We start from the raw sequence: 14,391 nt of genomic DNA, 5'->3' as shown, positions 1-14,391 counted from the left end.
CCATCATGGAAAGAACTGTTGAGCTACAACCGCCCGCGGTCGAACGTCGTCGAGTCGTGAAAAGCGCAGCATGGGCCGCACCGGTCATCGCCGCGGCAGTCGCCGCTCCCAGGGCAGCAGCCTCCCAGGGATTCTGGGACGTGGGGGTAACCGGAACGTGCACGACCGGACTGCTCGGAATACTGGGGCAGCCGCAGCTGAAGTTCACCATCACTGCTGTGCAGGGCACTGTTCCCGCCGGCACGAGCTTCACGTTGACATCGAACTCGTTGCTGACGATCAGCGCACTCGGCGCCAGCCCGGGCTCTCTCCTCGCGATCTCGCTGCTGAGCGGCTCCTCCGCCTTGCTCACGCTGAACGCGCCGCTCGTGCAGGGAAGCAACGTGACGCTCGACCTCATGGGCCAGCTCATCACCATAGGACTGATCTACACGTACACGCTCCAGCTCAACGGCAACGATCACCCGGCGAATCCGGCAGTCGAGGCGCCGGACTCTGCCGCGCTTTCTGCGCTCGTTCAGCTCAACATCGGCCTCAGGTCACTTGTGTGCCTCTGACTGAGCCTTGCGTGCTGGTGTGCCATGGGCTTTGAGGAGCTTCTCGCCTTCCTCGCGGCCGGATGCCTCTCTGCCCTGTACGGAGTCTCCGGAACTCTCAAGCTGCGCTCGGCGGATTCCTCGGCGAGGAACGCCCGCGAGTTGGGCGTCGCACCACGATTCGCGAGCGTTCGCTTGATCCGGACGCTCGCCTGCTTCGAGCTGGTGCTGTCGGCGGGGTTCCTCCTAGCGCGGGGTCCAGTCCTGACGGCACTCGGTGCGGTCTCCGCCGTCGTCCTCTCTGGTTTCGTGTGGCTCCTCGCGCGCGCCGTTCACCACGGCATCCAGACCCCCTGCCCCTGCTTCGGCTCGGGAGGATCTGTTATGTCCCTGAGGGACGTGGCGCGCAACGCCGCGCTCGTGGTGGTATCCGTGGGCGCTGGCTTCGCGGGTCTAGGCGGGCATGGACTTCTGGCATCTCTCGGGTCGGCGACGCTATCGGACGGAGTCTGGATGTTCTGCCTTGCGGTCGCGATCCTGGGTCCGGCGGCGCGGTCGAGGAGAACCGAGTGGGCGAGAGGCTCGCCACGGCTTACCGGTCGCCCCGTGCCCGATGTCGAGCTCGTTGCCGTGACCGGGCACGTCCGAACACTGCCGCAACTTGTCGGTGGCCGGCCAGCTCTGATGGTCTTCACGAAGGCGGGGTGCGGTGCCTGCGAGGAGGCCGCAGTGCGCGCCGCGGCCTGGGCGGACCGGCTACAGGGCGTGACGGTGATGGTGGCTACGTCGGCAGACACGTCTCAGCTCACGGTGCCTGAAGGCCTCGCGCTGCACATGCTGGGAGCGGGGGCAGCGCGCGAGGCGTTCGGTGTGGGGCCTATGCCCGCCGCAGTGCTGCTCTCACATGACGGCACGGTGGCGAGCGAACTCGTGGAGGGCCTGGCGAGCATCGAGAAATTCGTGGACGCCGTCGAGGGTTTCCTGCCGGCCCCTCACTGAGTTGTGCTCAGGTGCCCGTCCTAACCCCCGTATCCCATCGGATTGCGGCTCTGCCATCGCCAGTGGTCCTCGATCATCTCGCGCAACCCCTGTCGTGCGGTCCAGCCCAGTTCGCGTTCGGCTTTGGCCGGGTCCGCGTAGCTGCTGCTCACGTCGCCCTGCCGCCTCGCGACGATGCGTCGCGGGATCCGCTGCCCTGAGACCTGCTCGTACATCCGGATGACCTCGAGCACCGAATGGCCCTGGCCCGTGCCGAGGTTCCACACACCGATGCCGGAATGCTGCAGTACCCACTCGAGGGCCGCGAGATGGCCGGCAGCAAGGTCCTCGACGTGGATGTAGTCGCGCACGCCCGTTCCGTCCGGTGTGGGATAGTCGCCGCCGAAGATGTTCACCAGAGGTTCGCGCCCGACTGCCACCCGGCCCACGTAGGGGACGAGGTTGCTGGGCGTGCCTCGAGGGTCTTCGCCAATGCGGCCCGACGGATGGCTGCCGACCGGATTGAAGTAGCGGAGGACGGCGAATGACCAGCGAACATCCGAGGCCGCTAGGTCAGCGAGTAGTTGCTCGCCGACGAGCTTCGTTCGGCCGTAGGGATTGGTGGTGCTCAGCGAATGATCCTCCTTCACCGGAACTTCGTCTGGCACCCCGTAGACGGTGGCCGACGACGAGAAGATCAGGCGCCCGAGGTCCGTCTCCTGCATCGCATTGAGGAGATTCAGGGTGCCGCTCAGATTGTTGGAGAAGTATCGCAGAGGCTGCGAATGTGATTCGCCGACGGATTTCAGCCCAGCGAAGTGGATCACCGCGGCAGGGCGGGTTCTGGCGAGGGCTCTTTTGATGGTCTGCGGGTCCCCGAGATCGGCCTCGATGACCTGGAGCCTTCTGCCTGCCAACTCGCTCACGCGGCAGATCGCCTCTGGGACCGAATTCGAGAAGTTGTCCAGAACTGTGACGTCATGTCCGGAGTTGAGCAGAGCCAGGGCGGTGTGGGAGCCGATGTACCCGGCCCCGCCCGTCACCAGGATCCGCATATCAGTACGCCCCGTTTTTGCCAGTCACCGCGCCCGCCGTGCGAAGAAGGATCATCAGATCCTGGATCATCGACCAATTCTCTACGTAATAGAGGTCCAGTTTGATGGAGTCGTCCCACGAAAGGTCACTGCGGCCGCTGACCTGCCATAACCCGGTAATGCCGGGTTTGATCAGGAGGCGTCGATGGGCGGACTTGTCGTATTGCTCAACTTCCTGGGGCAGGGGAGGGCGAGGACCGACGAGACTCATGCTGCCGCTCATGACATTCAGCAGCTGCGGCAATTCATCCAGCGAATATCGGCGCAGGAATCTCCCGAGTCGAGTGACCCGGGGATCTTGTTTCAACTTGAACAGCGGACCGCTTCCCTGGTTGCGGCTTCTGAGACTGTCGAGCTTCATTTCGGCGTCCACCACCATCGAGCGGAACTTGAGCATCCGGAAGGGCTCGCCTGCCCGCCCGATGCGGGTCTGGCGGAAGAACACTGGTCCTGCACTATCGATCTTCACGAGGACCGCGATGAGCGCCATCGGTAGAGCGAGGAGGACAAGGAGGGCCGTCGCCGCGGTCAGATCGAACCCTCGCTTGGCGATTCCCTTCGCTCCTTCTAGGCGTGGAGTGGTCACGTGGATGAGGGGCAGACCGGCAACGGGCTGAGTGTGGATGCGGGGACCCGCGACGTCGGTGAGGGCGGGTGCCATGACCAACCCGATATCCCGGGTCGAGAGGGCCCATCCGAGATGCCGAAGTGCAGTGGGATCGAGCGGCGCCCCGCCGGAAATCACGACGGCGTCTGCGCGGGCAAGGTCGGTAGCGGCAAGCACGCCGTCGAGGTCAGGGCTTCTGCGGGGCACGGGAACGGGGAGGTTCCCCAGCATGTTCGCCTCGCACGGGAGATTCGTGACGTAGGCCGCCACGGGCTCGTAGCCCGCCTCGGGATGTCTGCCCAGTTGCTGCTCCAAGTGGAGGACGCTCTCGGCAGAACCGACGATCAGGACGCGTCGCAGGTCGGCGCCGTGGTGCCGGGCGTCGATGAGCATACTCCGCAGGATCCAGCGTCCGAACAGAAGGCTCGCGAGCCCGAGTGGAAGCGCGACTGCGACGTAGCCGCGGGCGGTCTCGAGCTGCAGGACGTAGGAGAGGACGGCTATGGCGCCGAACAGCCACAGGGAGGCGGAGGTGAGCCGCTTGTACTCTTCCGGGCCGTAACCGAGGACGCGCTTGTCGCGGCTGCCGGCAAGGCCAAGGACGGTCCACCAGAGCGCGATCAGGACCGCGCTCACGAGCGCATAGGGGATCTGGCGCGAACCGACTCCCACACTCGTGTCCTCGACACCGAATCTGAGGAGCTGCGCGCCCGCGACGGCCCACGTGACGGATGCGAGATCGAAGGCCATGAGCCATGCTGCGGGGCGCAGTGCCAGACTGCCAGTTGGATTCCCTGCGAAGGGATTGGTCACATTCGTGCTATTGAATAGTTCGCTTTTGTCCCGTGCCTGTGGCGGGAGATTGGCCACCACCGCATTCTCGCTCATTGTTCCCCTGAATACGCCCACGCTTCTGTTGCGGGGCAGCCCGGCAGCCCCGTTTGAGCCTAAAGCGGAATGCCACCACTGAGATGAGGCGAGCATGGCGATCTCCGTGGTTCGGGAATGCGTTTGAATGGGACCGGCCGTTCGTCGTGCAGGAAAATTTGCACGGCATTGTCGGTTTTAGGTGTGTATGGGGGAATTGTGATCAACCAGTTGAAGGCCGTCCGTCGACTCGTTCGTCGTCCCGTGGCGGGTGGGACGGTGTTCTCAGTTGTGGGTTCCTTCGTCGTGGCCGGACTCGACATGCTGGGTGTCGCGGCGATGCTCCCGCTCATGCAGGTTGTCACCGGCGCCTCTGCGTCGCCCCTCGTGCAGGTGGCTGCGAACACCGTGGGCTCGTCGGAACCCCAGGTCCTCGTTCCAGCCATCGCCGCGGTGGTGGCAGGTGCGTTCGTCCTCAAGAGCCTGGTAACCATCGTCTTCCGCTGGTGGCAGCTGGGCTTCACCGCCCAGTTGGAGACCGAGGCATCGACCGAGCTCATGCGCCGCTATCTCCAGGCACCGTACTGGGCTCATCGCCAGCGGAAACTCGGCGAAGTTCACCGAAGCATCGAGTCCTTCGTGCCACAGACCTTCTCGCACGTCGTGCAAGGGCTTCTGAACTGGCTGACCGACGCCCTGACCCTGGCGGCGATTGCCGTGATCCTGGTCTTCGTCTCTCCGATCGCGACGGCACTCGCCGTGCTCGTGATTGCAGGCTCCGGCTGGGCCGTCCAACGCGTGCTGCGTCCGAGATTTCGTCGGATCGGGAAGGTCGTCGCCCAGACAGAACTCGAAGCATGGGCTGCACTCATGCCGGGTATCAGCGGGTTCCGAGAGGTCAGGCTCGCGGGGGCCGCAGCCATGCTCATCGCTCGGTTCAGCCGCGCGAAGACGGAGCGGGCAAGAGCTCGCCGCGAGCAATCGCTGGCTTCGGAGCTGCCGAAGTATGTGCTCGAGGTTTCCTTCGTGGTTGGAATCGGGCTCATCGCGGGCGTCCTGTTCGCCACCCAGGCGCCCGGTGAGGCCGTGGCGGTCATCGGGGTCTTCGCGGCGGGGTCGACCAGAATCCTGCCGACCGTCAATCGCTTGGTCGCCACCACAGGACTGATCCGCTCGGGGCAGCATGGGCTTTCGGTCCTCTGCGCAGAGCTGAACGAGCTCGAGCAGCAGGGCCAGCATTCTGCGGGCCCGCCGTCCGTCCTCTACGACGGCGACCTCGTCGTGGATCAGCTCACCTACTCCTTCCCAGACTCACGGCAACCCGTCCTCCGCAACGTGTCCACGGTGATCAAACACGGGACAACCACGGCTTTCGTCGGTTCGAGCGGCGCTGGGAAGAGCACACTCCTCGACCTTGTGCTCGGGCTCCTGACGCCCACGGCCGGCAGGATCACGTGCGGGGGACGCGACATCCAGGAAGATCTCAACGGCTGGTATTCGGGGATTGCCGTTGTGCCACAGGACGTCTTCCTCCTCGACGACACCCTGGAAGCCAACATCACGCTCGGTGAGAATGGCACCGCCGACCCTGAGCGGCTCAGCGAGGCGGTCCGCCTTGCTCAACTCGAGCCCGTCCTCGATGATCTTCCACTTGGCCTCGGCACGCGCCTAGGGGAGCGCGGCGTCCGCCTCTCCGGGGGCCAGCGTCAGAGAGTGGGAATAGCGCGGGCTCTGTATCGGCGACCCCGTCTGCTGGTCCTCGATGAGGCCACCTCTGCGCTCGACAATGCCACCGAACAGCGGATCACCGAAACGATCGAAAGGCTGAGCGGTTTGGTGACCGTCGTCATCGTGGCGCACCGGCTCTCCACGGTCCGCAAGGCCGGGACCGTGGTCTTCATGGCCGATGGATCCGTTGCCGCCGAGGGGACCTTCTCGGAGGTCGAGGCGCAAAGTCCGCAGTTCTCGGAGCTCGTCTCGCTGGGGCGGGTCTAGTGGCTGCGGAAGACGCTCCAGACAAGAGGTCCCTTCGGGTCTCTGCCGTCATTCCGCACTACGGCGCGCCAGCACAGACACTCGCTCTGGTCAGGTCCCTCCAGACGCAGGAATCGGTGCGCCCCGCACGCATCATTGTGAGCGACGACGCCTCGCCGGTGCCTTTTCCAGACACCGAGGATGTCCTCGTCGTCCGTCGATGCAGCAACGGAGGCTTCGGCTCGGCGGTCAACAGCGGCCTCAAGAACGTGGAGACCGAATTCGCGCTGGTCCTCAACAGCGATCTCGAGATCGGCCCGACGTTCGTCGCCGACCTCCTCGCCGCTGCCCTCCCCTGGCAGCCCGCCGTGGTCAGTCCGCAGGTTCGAGGGCGCAGCGGTGAGCCGCAGTGGGTTGGGAGGCACTTCCCCACAGTTGGACATCAGGCGGTCGAGTGGCTTACGCCTTTGGCCCGCCATCGCCATCGCCCGCTCCTCCATGAAGCGGTGGGGCACGACACCAGATGTTCGGACGGTGTCTCGATTCCAGTGGATTGGCTGGTGGGGGCGGCGCTCCTCATCCCGGTGAAGGAGTTCCGAGCCGTAGGAGGCTTCGACGAGAGGTTCTTCATGAACTGCGAGGAGGTCGATCTCCAGCGGCGGTTGAGGGCACTCGGCGTACTATCCGTCTTCGCCGGAGGCGTCGAGGTGATCCACGACGGAGGCGGTTCCTCGGACCCCGCAGCGCGACGGCAGTGGCTGGTGGAGTCGCGCCTGGCCTATGCGAGCAAGTGGGGCGGGGAGGTTCGGCTTCGATCAGCGCTCCTTGCTGCCTCTGCCTTCAACTTGGCCGCCAACGCGATTCGTCAAGCGGCTGGGCGAGATGTCCGGGCGGTGGCCACCTTCCGGCAAGAAGTCGGCTATCTGCGAAGGCGGCCTTCATGAGTCGTCAGCCCCGTGTGCTCCTCGTGACCCCCGCCTTCCACGGCTACCACCGCTCCATCGCGCGTGCCCTCGAGCGGCGTGGCTACGAGGTTGTGACGCATTCGTACGACGCTTTTGAGACGCTCCGCGACAAGGTGCGCAACAAAGTGGCGGTGGAGCTGCCACGCCGTCTCGGAGCCGACAGCCACGCGCACGCCGCCGCCTGGGCGACGCATCGCGCCCTCACCGCGCTGCGGTCCACTGGCCCGGACCGGCTCATCGTTGTCAAGGGGGATACCCTCGGTAGCGCCTTCTGGGACGAGGTCGTCCGCAGGAGACTGCCACGGATCCTGTGGCTTTACGACGACCTGGCGCGACATCGCTACACCCTGCATTTCCTCCGCGAGATCGGCCCGGTGGTGAGCTACGCCCGGAGCGAGGCGGAGCACCTTGTCGGCTGTGGGATCAATGCGACCTTCGTTCCGAACGCTTTCGATCCAGACCTTGCGGAACCCTCCGCTAGGCGTACCGGCGAGATCGTCTTCGTCGGCGCCCGATACGCCAATCGGGTCGCCGTGCTCACCCGGCTCCGCCAAGCCGGGCTGCCTGTGCGCGCGTATGGCCGCCAATGGTCACATCACCCCTTGGACCGGCTGCGGACGTGGGAGATCGGTCGGCCCGACATCCCCGCCGAGCGCGATATTGCGCTCCAAGCCGCCTATGCGGTCCAAGGGGAAGCCGCTGCCGCCGTCAACATCCATGGCCCGCAGGCAGGGCTTTCGATGCGGTCCTTCGAAGTTCCTGGAATGGGCGGCCTACAGCTCGTCGATCGCGCAGACGTGGCCGAGTTCTATGACATCGGAACGGAGACCTTGGTCTTCGAGAGCGAGGAGCAACTGGTCGAGCTCGCGGGGCGGGCGCAGCGAGACCGCGCATGGTCCGAGCGGATCCGGGCTGCTGGAAGGCGCCGAAGCCTGGCAGAGCACACGTTTGCCCATCGGGTCGCTCGAGTGGATGGGCTCTGGGCATGACGCGCAGTGGGCTCATCCATCCGCGGGATGTCGAGGCGTGGAGGCGATGGCAGGGCAGGCAGGCTCCTCTACGACGGATCCGTGCCGCCCTCCGCCGTCGGCCTCAATCCGTGCCGTGGCTCGCCGTTCGAGGCACCTCGCCCGCGATCCTCGTCGCCGTCGATGCCCTGACGCCCACCCAGCTTTCTTCGCTGGTGCGGCCGCTTGCGCTGCTCGCCGACCTCGACGTCGCGGTCTTGGCTCCAGGTCGGCTCTCAGGGGTGCTTCCCTCCGGCGACTGGCACTGGCATCAGCCAGCCGGACACGACGTTGTCCCGGAGGCGCTCGTCGGTGTCCGTGCCGTGCTGTCGGTTGGCCATCACCTTCCGAACGGTGCGCTCGCAGAGGCCTGGGCGGAGAAGCTCGAGGCTGAGCGCGTCGTCGTGCAGCATGGCCTGCTCACCCCGCACGCACCGCCTTTGCCGGCCAACGCGCGCCTGCTCGCGTTCAGCGATGCCGATGCGGCGTTCGCGGCGTCTGGGCGTGACGACATCCTGAGTGTCACCGTGGGGTCGCAGCTTCTGTGGGCGGCGGGTTCAAAGGGGGTCGCCCTCACGGACGATGCCTGCGCTCGCCTGCTCTATCTCGGCCAGCTCCATGGGGCGGAGCTTCCGCGCAGGGCCAAGGCCAGCGCTGCCGAGGCGTTCTGCCGCGCCCATGGCGCCGAGTACCGACCGCATCCCGCCGAGGGAGATGTTGCCTCGCGGCTCCAGCACCGCCTCTGGGAGAGGGCAGGGATCGGGATCGACCGCGAGCCGAAGCCTCTCGGGGAGCACGGGCGACCGGTGGTGTCCGTGTTCTCCACAGGGGTTCTAGAAGCCGCGTCCCTGGGCGTTCCGGCCTGGGTCTCGTACCCACGCCCACCTCGGTGGCTTGAGGAGTTCTGGGACCGGTATTCCATGAGCCGTTGGGGCAGAAGGCCGACGTCGGCGCCTCCGAGGCCGGAGAGGGAACCCGCCGCGGCGGTGGCCGATCACGTGGCCCGGGCGGCCGGGCTTCAGCGCGTCGAGGACACCTCGAGACCTTCCAGAGGGAGAAGATGAGCATTCTGTGTGTGATACCCGTCCGGGGCGGGTCCAAGGGGGTTCCGCGGAAGAATCTCCGCGTCGTCGCGGGCAAGCCTCTCGTTGTGTGGACCATCGAGCAGGCGCTCGCCGCACGCGCCGACCTTGACGTCCTCGTTTCGACCGACGATCCCGAGATCGCGGGGGTGGCCAAGGACGCCGGCGCCGACGTACCGTTCCTCCGCCCGTCCACCCTCGCTCGTGACGAGACGCCGACCGAACCAGTGGTCCGCCATGCCATCGGGGTCCGAGTGGAGCAAGGGCGCCGTCCTGAGGCCGTCATGCTCCTGCAGGCCACGTCTCCGGTCCGTTTTGCGGGAACGCTCGACCGCGCAGTCGAGCAATTCCACGCGAGCGGCGTCGATTCCCTCGTCGGGGTCGTTCCCCAGACGCCTTTCCTCTGGATGATGGGAACGGATCCCATTGCCGCCTACGAACCTTCTCGGCGTCCTCGGCGGCAGGATCTATCGGCCGAAGACTACGCGTACCGCGAGACGGGCTCGCTGTATCTCACGAAGACGTCGCTCTACTCGGAGTGCGGAAGCCGGCTTGGCGGCAGGATCGGCCTCTTCGTCATGGACGAACGTGAGGGAGTCGACGTCGACACGGAGCTGGACCTGCTGATCGCGGAACAGCATCTGGACTGGTTCCGCTCCGAACTCGATGGGGGAGAGCGGGCGTCATGATCATTGAACGCGACATTGCGCGCTACGTGGTCTTCGCCGAGGATCCCGTCCTTTCCGCGCTCCACAAGATCACCTCCAATCAGGAGCGCATCGTGTTCTGCGTCGACGAGCACGGTGTTCTGAGGGGTTCGCTCTCCGACGGCGACTTCCGGCGCTGGATCGTAGAGAATCCCGGCGCGGATCTTGGCGCGTTCGCACTTGCCGTGGCGAACCGTGCGGTTCGCAGCGCACATCACAAGAGTCCATTGACGAAGCTGCGTTCCCAGATGTCCTCGGGAGTCACTCACGTCCCGCTCGTCGATGATCGCGGGCGCCTCATCGCCGTCGCTGTCGACCGCGCGGACGTTCTGCGGCTCGGCTCGCACGATGTCGGGGAAGGTCTTCCCGCGTTCGTCATCGCTGAGATCGGCAACAATCACAACGGGTCGGTCGACCTTGCGCGGCATCTCGTGGACCTCGCGGCCGACGCGGGCGCAGACGCCGTGAAGTTCCAGCTCCGCGACCTGGATGCCCTCTATCGGCAGGGGAGCGCTTCGAGCGAAGGCGAAGACCTGGGCGCCCAGTACACGCTCGATCTCCTCTCGCGGTTCTCCCTCCCGGCCGAAGCCCTCTTCACGGTCTTCGACCACTGCCGGGAGCGAGGAATCGACGTGATGTGCACCCCGTGGGACACGCCGAGCGTGGCTGCGCTGGCCGACTACGGCATTCCAGCGCTCAAGATCGCCTCGGCCGATCTCACCCATCACTCGCTCCTGCGCGACGCGGGTTCACGGGGACTTCCGCTTGTCCTCAGCACGGGGATGTCTCGCGAGGACGAGATTCGCGAGACTGCCGCCCTTCTTCGCGGCCTCGGCACGTCGTTTGCGATGCTCCATTGCCAGTCGGCCTATCCGGCGCCCTACAAGGACGTCAACCTGGCTTACATGGACCGGCTTGCTGAGATCGGGCAATGCGTTGTGGGGTACTCCGGGCACGAGCGCGGATACCACGTGCCGGTGGCGGCAGTGGCCCGTGGAGCGAAGATCATCGAGAAGCACTTCACTGTTGACGTGTCGATGGAGGGGAATGATCACAAGGTCTCCCTCCTGCCAGACGAGTTCGCCGAGATGGTCCGCTGGATTCGGGAGACCGAGGAATCAATCGGGGAGAGCGCGCCGCGGGAAGTCTCGACGGGCGAGCTCATGAATCGCGTCAATCTGGCGAAGTCGCTGGTGGCCGCGCGCCCCCTCTCAAAGGGACAAATCGTGCGCGAGGCCGATGTCGACGTCAGGAGTCCAGGGCGGGGGCTGCAGCCCAACGCGCTGCCGCAGCTGCTGGGCCGGACGCTCGGGCGGGACCTCGCGAGAGGCGACTTCTTCTTCGCCGGTGATCTCGCCGACGTCGTGCCGTCGGGTCGTGACTTCGCGTTCCGCCGACCGTGGGGATTGCCCGTCCGATATCACGACCATGCCGCCCTTGTTCGCGACTGCACGCCGAACTTCCTCGAGTTCCATTTCTCCTACAAGGACCTCGAGATCGATGTCGGCTCCGTGTTCACCGAGCCGCTCGACATGGGCTTCACCACCCACCTCCCGGATCTCTTCTCGGGTGATTTCATCGTGGACCTCGCCTCCCCCGATGACGTGGTGTGGGAGCGTTCGATCGCCGAGGTCCAGAGAACCATCGACGTCACCCGATCGCTCACGCGGTGGTTCCGCCGCGCTGACGAGCCGATCATGGTCGTGACCATGGGCGGCTTCACGACCGACGCTCACGTTGCCGCCGAACGCCGGCCGGCAATGTACGAGCGGATCGCCAGCGCGCTCGCCCGGCTCGATAGAGGTGGCATCCGGCTCGCAGCTCAGACACTGCCGCCCTACCCCTGGCTCATGGGCGGCCAGCAGTTCCACAACTTGTTCCTCGATCCGGCTGACACTGCTGAATTCGCGCGTTCCACCGGAGTTGGACTCTGCCTTGACATCTCGCATTCCAAACTGGCCGCCAACCATCTCGGAATGCCTTTCTCGGAGGCCGTCGAGCTGCTCGCCCCGCACGCGGTTCACCTGCACCTTGTGGACGCCAAAGGGGTAGACGGCGAAGGGATCCAAGTGGGCGAAGGGGAAGTTGACTGGGGCGCGCTGGCGCAGCAGCTCGACCGGTTGGCCCCGGGGGTGGGCTTCATTCCGGAGATCTGGCAAGGGCACGTGAACAGCGGCGAGGGCTTTTGGACCGCGCTCGAAAGGCTTGAGCAGTGGTTCTGAGTGGACGACGGCGGTCTCCGGGCCTCAGCGCCCACCCCACCACTCTCTGGGCAGTGCCAGTCGGTGGGCTCGGCGGCGTCGCGCGACACGTCCTCGATGTGGCAACGGTCGGGATCCCAGGCTGGCGTCTGATTGTCCTGTGCCCGGAGGGCGATCTCGCCCATCGGCTCCGAGCAGCGGGGGCGGCGGTGGTCACCGGCCCGTTCGGTCCCGAGGCCGGCTTGGTCCGATCAGTACGGACCCTGCTGAAACACGTCGCGGCTATTCGACCCAATGTCCTCCATTCGCACCTTGCCTATGCCGACGTTGTCGCTGCCGTTGCGAGGGTTCTGACCGGAATTTCTCTGGCCACGACAGAGCACGGCATCGCGGGGGACGAAAAGCTCTACCACCGAACGCGGCGGAGGGCACGAGTCAGAGCGCTAGTGCATTCATGGCGCCTCCGGAGGACCGACCTCACGATCGCTGTTTCCCGGGCGACCCGACAGGCCATGCTGGAGAAGTGGCGTCCGCCTGTGGATCCAGTGATCATTCCCAACGGCGTGGAGGCAACCAGACGCCCGCAGCCGCGGCCACCCCGTTCCTCGCCTCGAGTTCTTTCGCTCTCCCGTCTTTCGCCCGAGAAGCAGCTCCCGGAGCTCCTGCATGCCTTCGCCGAACTCCAGAGGCGCGATCCAGGCGCGCGTCTCACGGTGGCGGGGGAAGGACCAGAGCGGGAGGCAGCTGAGGCGATGACCAAGGCGTTAGGCCTCGAGCATGTGGTCTCGTTCCCCGGGTTCCTCGACGCGTCCCAGGCGATGTCCGCAGCGGACGTCGTCATCCAGCTCTCGGCCTGGGAGAACTGTTCCTATACGCTGCTCGACGCTGTTGCAGCTGGCCTCGGTGTGGTGGCGACCCCAGTGGGAGGCAACCCCGAAATCCTGCCCGAGGTCTGTCTGGCGCGCGCCACTGATTCCCGGGCCGTGGCGGCGGCCATCGTCCGCCAGGTTGGCAACGAGGCGCGACCGGCGTTGCCTGAGGGCTGGCCCTCGAGGAAAGAGATGACGGCGCGAATAGCCGCGGCGTACGGAACCCTGCTATGACCGCAGCGACGGTAGCGGTGCACGAGAAGGCACCGCCAAGACGGGACCGCGTGCGGGGCGTTGAATTCAGCCTGTTCTTCCTTCTGATCTTTGACGGCCTCGGCGTACCCGTACTGCCGGTCTCGGTTCCCCTTTCGGAACTGGCGGCCGTTGCTCTCGTTGCAGTCGGCATCTTCCGCTCGCCCGCCCGACCGCTCACTCGATACGGCTGGTACATCCCCTTCTGGGCGATCCTGCTTGCCTATTGCGTCATCGAGTCCTGGGTCAATGAGGTGGATTGGTTCAGGCGTACGGTCCGCCTTGTGGCGATGGTCGTGCTGTCGCTCCAGATCGCAACCGGGAGGCTGGACGTGTGGTCCGGGCTGCGGGGTCTTCTCGCCGGGCTCGCCGTCAACGTGCTGCTCTTCTACTTGCGGCTCGCCCCGGACAGCTACGGGGGCCTTCTCACGGGGTTCCTGGGCGACAAGAACGTCGCGGGCCTGTTCTATGCGACAGTGCCCCTTCTCGCGCTGCCCTGCGTGAGCCGTGCGCGATGGCGCGTTGCTCTGCTCGTCTTTGCTGGGGTGACGGTCTTCCTCACGGGGTCGCGGACGTCAATAGCTGCGCTCGCCGCCGCTTCTCTGTGGGTGTTGGTGCGGCGACGGCTTCCGCTCCCGTTTCATCTCCCGATGTTCGCGGCGCTCTACGCCGGAATTCAGTATCTCGAGGCCAATTTTGCCCACGCATGGATCTTCAGTGACCGAAAGGGCACCGATCTTCTCCGATCGCGCATTGACGAAGCGTCATGGCAGAAGGCCGAGGGCGCCCCGCCGTATGGACTTGGACTCGGTGAGGCCACCGTCTACCTCGATGGGAGGTCATGGTTCTTCCACAACTCCTTCCTGGGGCTGTATGTAGAAGGAGGCTGGATCCTTCTCGTCGCCGTCACCGGTGTTCTCATCGCCGTCGCGCTCCCACTTCTGAGGGCGACGCATATGCGGCCTCCGATTGCGTTGGAAGCCGCCGCCATTGCGCTGTTATTTTGCGCTTCAAGGCTCGGTGAAGTTCTCCTTGCGCTTCCGGTATTCCTCCTTCTGGGCTGCGTTATGGCAATAGGACTGCAACGCGGATTGGCGCCGCCGAAATGCGAAAAAGCAGCAGCGGCGGTGGAAGAATGAAACTATTCGTTGGGACAAGAGTGGGCCTCGGATGCCGTCGTAGCTGGCCTCCCCGGCTCTCGTCCTCGGGCCGGACGAACGGCACCGGCGTGTTGGATGCGGCGCCCGCGTGC

General features: G+C 65.6%; 12 protein-coding genes. 10 read left to right on the top strand and 2 right to left on the bottom strand.

What is annotated here, in order from left to right; translation table 11 throughout:
- The first annotated feature begins 56 nt into the window (after positions 1–56).
- Entirely contained in the window at positions 57–557 is a 501-nt protein-coding gene (locus E5679_RS06065; RefSeq protein ID WP_171042244.1) for a hypothetical protein, read from the top strand.
- 24 nt (positions 558–581) lie between these two features.
- Positions 582–1,535: a TlpA family protein disulfide reductase gene (locus tag E5679_RS06060; protein WP_138414167.1), complete on the top strand. Its 954-nt coding sequence runs from the start codon at positions 582–584 to the stop codon at positions 1,533–1,535.
- 20 nt (positions 1,536–1,555) lie between these two features.
- On the opposite strand, the gene galE is transcribed toward E5679_RS06060, so the two are convergent.
- Both galE and E5679_RS06050 read right to left on the bottom strand, forming a co-directional pair.
- On the bottom strand, positions 1,556–2,569 hold the full coding sequence (gene galE, locus E5679_RS06055; RefSeq protein WP_138414166.1) for a UDP-glucose 4-epimerase GalE: 1,014 nt from the start codon (positions 2,567–2,569) through the stop codon (positions 1,556–1,558).
- Between the two features lies 1 nt (position 2,570).
- Positions 2,571–4,028: a sugar transferase gene (locus E5679_RS06050; RefSeq protein WP_249335983.1), complete on the bottom strand. Its 1,458-nt coding sequence runs from the start codon at positions 4,026–4,028 to the stop codon at positions 2,571–2,573.
- A gap of 273 nt (positions 4,029–4,301) precedes the next feature.
- Here E5679_RS06050 and E5679_RS06045 point away from each other — a divergent pair, with 273 nt between their 5' ends.
- From E5679_RS06045 to E5679_RS06010, 8 genes are read left to right on the top strand one after another with little or no spacing between them, the layout of a single operon-like run.
- Positions 4,302–6,077, top strand: coding sequence for an ABC transporter ATP-binding protein (locus E5679_RS06045; RefSeq protein WP_171042260.1), 1,776 nt, complete (start codon positions 4,302–4,304; stop codon positions 6,075–6,077).
- Positions 6,077–7,000, top strand: a complete 924-nt coding sequence (locus E5679_RS06040) for a glycosyltransferase family 2 protein (RefSeq protein ID WP_138414164.1) — start codon at positions 6,077–6,079, stop codon at positions 6,998–7,000. The genes E5679_RS06045 and E5679_RS06040 overlap by 1 nt, the downstream gene beginning before the upstream one ends.
- Positions 6,997–8,010 (top strand): CgeB family protein, encoded by a 1,014-nt coding sequence (locus E5679_RS06035; protein ID WP_138414163.1) that lies wholly within the window; start codon positions 6,997–6,999, stop codon positions 8,008–8,010. The genes E5679_RS06040 and E5679_RS06035 overlap by 4 nt, the downstream gene beginning before the upstream one ends.
- Complete coding sequence (locus E5679_RS06030) at positions 8,007–9,092, top strand: RNA-binding protein (protein WP_212746910.1); 1,086 nt, start codon at positions 8,007–8,009, stop codon at positions 9,090–9,092. The genes E5679_RS06035 and E5679_RS06030 overlap by 4 nt, the downstream gene beginning before the upstream one ends.
- On the top strand, positions 9,089–9,799 hold the full coding sequence (locus E5679_RS06025) for an acylneuraminate cytidylyltransferase family protein (protein ID WP_138414162.1): 711 nt from the start codon (positions 9,089–9,091) through the stop codon (positions 9,797–9,799). The genes E5679_RS06030 and E5679_RS06025 overlap by 4 nt, the downstream gene beginning before the upstream one ends.
- Positions 9,796–12,039: an N-acetylneuraminate synthase family protein gene (locus E5679_RS06020; RefSeq protein ID WP_138414161.1), complete on the top strand. Its 2,244-nt coding sequence runs from the start codon at positions 9,796–9,798 to the stop codon at positions 12,037–12,039. The genes E5679_RS06025 and E5679_RS06020 overlap by 4 nt, the downstream gene beginning before the upstream one ends.
- Positions 12,030–13,121: a glycosyltransferase family 4 protein gene (locus tag E5679_RS06015; protein WP_138414160.1), complete on the top strand. Its 1,092-nt coding sequence runs from the start codon at positions 12,030–12,032 to the stop codon at positions 13,119–13,121. Before E5679_RS06020 ends, E5679_RS06015 begins: the two co-directional genes overlap by 10 nt.
- A complete protein-coding gene (locus tag E5679_RS06010; protein ID WP_138414159.1) occupies positions 13,118–14,278 on the top strand; it encodes a hypothetical protein in 1,161 nt (386 codons plus the stop codon). The genes E5679_RS06015 and E5679_RS06010 overlap by 4 nt, the downstream gene beginning before the upstream one ends.
- The last annotated feature ends 113 nt before the right edge of the window (positions 14,279–14,391 follow it).

Origin of the sequence: Sinomonas gamaensis, from assembly GCF_005876955.1 — a bacterium.
In the GTDB taxonomy this organism is placed as follows: Bacteria; Actinomycetota; Actinomycetes; order Actinomycetales; family Micrococcaceae; genus Sinomonas; species Sinomonas gamaensis.
Note: the sequence above shows the minus strand (reverse complement) of the source record. Positions and strands in the feature narration are given on the sequence as shown.

What these genes read in the sequence shown, in the direction of transcription:
- E5679_RS06060 (WP_138414167.1), top strand. Translation starts at nt 582, where the DNA reads ATGGGCTTTGAGGAGCTTCTCGCCTTCCTCGCGGCCGGATGCCTCTCT.
- galE (WP_138414166.1), bottom strand. Translation starts at nt 2,569, where the DNA reads ATGCGGATCCTGGTGACGGGCGGGGCCGGGTACATCGGCTCCCACACC.
- E5679_RS06035 (WP_138414163.1), top strand. Translation starts at nt 6,997, where the DNA reads ATGAGTCGTCAGCCCCGTGTGCTCCTCGTGACCCCCGCCTTCCACGGC.
- E5679_RS06030 (WP_212746910.1), top strand. Translation starts at nt 8,007, where the DNA reads ATGACGCGCAGTGGGCTCATCCATCCGCGGGATGTCGAGGCGTGGAGG.
- E5679_RS06025 (WP_138414162.1), top strand. Translation starts at nt 9,089, where the DNA reads ATGAGCATTCTGTGTGTGATACCCGTCCGGGGCGGGTCCAAGGGGGTT.
- E5679_RS06020 (WP_138414161.1), top strand. Translation starts at nt 9,796, where the DNA reads ATGATCATTGAACGCGACATTGCGCGCTACGTGGTCTTCGCCGAGGAT.
- E5679_RS06010 (WP_138414159.1), top strand. Translation starts at nt 13,118, where the DNA reads ATGACCGCAGCGACGGTAGCGGTGCACGAGAAGGCACCGCCAAGACGG.